This is a genomic window from Tepidimonas aquatica (assembly GCF_007556585.1).
GTDB lineage: Bacteria > Pseudomonadota > Gammaproteobacteria > Burkholderiales > Burkholderiaceae_C > Tepidimonas > Tepidimonas aquatica.
Genome location: NZ_VJNA01000062.1, coordinates 1 through 3093, shown reverse-complemented (window position 1 = coordinate 3093; position 3093 = coordinate 1). Strand labels below are relative to the sequence as shown.

At 67.7% G+C, this 3093-nt stretch carries 3 protein-coding genes; 2 read left to right on the top strand and 1 reads right to left on the bottom strand.

From position 1 onward, the window contains the following. On the bottom strand, positions 1–250 hold a 250-nt coding region (locus tag Taqua_RS12805; protein WP_185969638.1), incomplete at its 3' end, for an AAA family ATPase. An 84-nt stretch (positions 251–334) separates the two neighbouring features. Here Taqua_RS12805 and Taqua_RS12800 point away from each other — a divergent pair. Further along, positions 335–2320, top strand: coding sequence for a monovalent cation:proton antiporter family protein (locus Taqua_RS12800; RefSeq protein ID WP_144326963.1), 1986 nt, complete (start codon positions 335–337; stop codon positions 2318–2320). An 18-nt stretch (positions 2321–2338) separates the two neighbouring features. After that, positions 2339–2884: an adenine phosphoribosyltransferase gene (locus Taqua_RS12795; protein ID WP_144326962.1), complete on the top strand. Its 546-nt coding sequence runs from the start codon at positions 2339–2341 to the stop codon at positions 2882–2884. Positions 2885–3093 lie beyond the last annotated feature (209 nt).

Here is a 3093-nt window from a genome sequence, read left to right as displayed (position 1 = left end):
CCGCTGCATCCACCCCCAGCGCCACGGCGGCGGCGCCGCCTTCGAACAGCGTGCGCTGGCCGGCAAAGGCCGCAGCAATGGTGTCGATCAGCAGCGACTTGCCAAAGCGCCGCGGGCGCGACAGGAAATAAAAACTGCCCTGCTCAGCCAGCCGGGCAATGAGCGGGGTCTTGTCGACGTAGTAGTACCCCCCGTCGCGGATCTTGGCAAAGGTTTGGATGCCGATCGGCAGCTTGCGGCGCACGCTCATGCGCCGGGATGGTAGCGCATGCCATGCGCGGGTGCTGCGGGGGCATCGGCGCGGACGATCACGAGGGCCAGTAAGATCGGGTGCGTGAACGTGCTCGACCTGGCCCTGTTGCTGCTGTTGGCCGCCGTGCTGGGGGTGGTGGTGTGCCGGCTGCTGAAGCTGCCGCCGCTGATCGGCTACCTGGCGGTGGGGGTGGCACTGGGGCCGCACGCGCTGGCGTTGGCGCACAACACCGAGGGGCTGCGCTACCTGGCCGAATTCGGTGTGGTGTTCTTGATGTTCGCCATTGGCCTGGAGTTCAGCCTGCCCAAGCTGCGGGCGATGCGGCGGTTCGTCTTTGGGCTGGGAACGGCGCAGGTGTTGCTGACGGTGCTGCTGACCACCGCCGCCGCGCTGGCGCTGGGGTGGCTGTTGCCGGACTGGTGGGGCATCGAGTGGCCGATGGCGGTGGCCATGGGCGGCGTGATGGCGATGAGCAGCACCGCCATCGTGATGAAGCTGATGGCCGAACGGCTGGAGCTGGAAACCGAACACGGCCAGCGCGTGGTGGGCATCTTGCTGTTCCAGGATCTGGCGGTGGTACCGCTGCTGGTGTTGATTCCGGCGCTGGCCGCCCCGGGCGAGGAGCTGTGGTGGGCGCTGGGGCTGGCGGTCCTGAAGGCGGCGGCGCTGCTGGCGTTGCTGCTGACCGGTGGGCAGCGTGCGATGCGTTGGTGGCTGACGCTGGTGGCGCGGCGCAAAAGCCAGGAGCTGTTCATGCTGAACCTGCTGCTGGTCACGCTGGGGCTGGCCTGGTTGACCGAGCACGCCGGCCTGTCGATGGCGCTGGGGGCGTTCGTGGCCGGCATGCTGATCGCCGAGACCGAATTTCGCCACCAGGTGGAGACCGACATCCGGCCGTTTCACGACGTGCTGCTGGGGCTGTTTTTTATCACCATCGGCATGATGCTGGACTGGCGCATCGTGCTGGAACGCTGGCCCCTGGTGCTGTTGCTGCTGGTGCTGTCGCTGGCGTTCAAAGCCGGCTTGATCACCCTGCTGGTGCACGCCCTGGGCGTACCGCTGGGCACGGCGCTGCGCACCGGGCTGTACCTGATGCAGGCGGGCGAATTCGGTCTGGTGCTGCTGCAGCTGGCCAACCAGCACGCCCTGGTGCCACCGACCCTGTTCAACCCGACCCTGGCGTCGATGATCCTGTCGATGCTGCTGGCGCCGCTGGTGATCCAGCACAGCAACGCGCTGGTGACGCGGCTGGTGCGCAGCGACTGGCTGATGCAGTCGGTGCAGATGACGCAGATCGCCCGCCGCGCCATTGCGGCCGACAAGCACGTCATCATTTGCGGCTACGGCCGCTGCGGGCAAAACCTGGCCCGGCTGCTGGAGGCGGAAAACATCCCCTACATGGCGCTGGACCTGGACCCGGACCGCGTGCGTCAGGCCGCCGCGGCGGGCCACTCGGTGGTGTTTGGCGACGCCGCGCGGCTGCAGGCGCTGATGGCGGCGGGGCTGGTGCGGGCCTCGGCGGTGGTGGTGACGTACCTGGACACGCCCAACGCCATCAAGGTGCTGCACAACGTGCGTGAGCACGCGCCGCATGTGCCGGTGGTGGTGCGCACGCTGGACGACACCGACCTGGCCAAGTTGCAGGCCGAGGGCGCCGCCGAGGTGGTGCCCGAAGCGCTGGAGGCCAGCCTGATGCTGGCCAGCCATGCGCTGGCGTTGGTGGGCGTGCCGCTGCGGCGTGTGGTGCGCCTCGTGCAGCAGCAGCGCGAAGCGCGCTACCAACTGCTGCGCAGCTACTTCCATGGCGCCGACGACGACAGCGTCGACGAGCAACACCAGGCGCGGCTGGCCACCGTGGTGCTGCCGCCGGCTGGCCCCACCGTCGGCCAGCGTTTGGGTGACTTGGCGCTGCACGCCATCGGGGTGCAGGTTATGGATGTGCGCCGCAGCAGCGGCCAGCGCGAAGCGCCCGCGGACGACCTGGTGCTGCAAGGTGGCGACGCCGTGGTGCTTTACGGCGTGCCGCAGGCGCTGGCGTTGGCCGAAAGCCGGTTGCTGGCCGGATAGCGGGGATAATCGCGCCCCATGGACACCGCCGCCTACCTGCGCTCACACATCCGCACCGTGCCCGACTGGCCCGCCCCCGGTGTGCAATTCCGCGACATTACCCCGCTGCTGCAAGACCCCAAGGTCTTTCGCGTGCTGATCGACGCCTTCGTGCACCGCTACATGGACCGTGCGCTGCGGCCCGACGTCGTGGCGGGGCTGGATGCGCGCGGCTTCATCATCGGCTCGGTGGTGGCCTACGAGCTGGGCGTGGGGTTTGTGCCGATCCGCAAAAAAGGCAAGCTGCCGTTCACCACGGTCGAAGAAACTTACGAGCTCGAGTACGGCAGCGCCACCGTCGAGCTGCACACCGACGCTGTCAAGCCCGGCGATCGCGTGCTGCTGATCGACGACCTCATCGCCACCGGCGGCACGATGATGGCCGGCAAAAAACTGCTGGAAAAGCTCGGCGCCACCGTGATGGAGGGAGCCGCCATCGTGACGCTGCCGGAGCTGGGCGGCGAGCAGCGCCTACGCGCGGCCGGGTTGCCGCTGTACACGCTGGTCAGCTTCGACGGTCATTGACATCCGTCACCTGCGCGCCAGGTGAGGCGACGCGTTGGGGTTGACCCGGCTGGCGGCAGGGGTATTTTGGCCGATACTTAGGTGTCAGGTCCCGGACGATTGCATTGATCCGCGACGTCGTGCATTATTCATAGGTCGCGAGACGATGCGTGAGCTGATCGAGGAACTACGGAGGCAAAAGTCATGATGGTTCGACTGCACAAGAACGC

Coding starts and splice junctions, on each gene's coding strand:
- Taqua_RS12795 (WP_144326962.1), top strand. CDS start 2,339: ATGGACACCGCCGCCTACCTGCGCTCACACATCCGCACCGTGCCCGAC.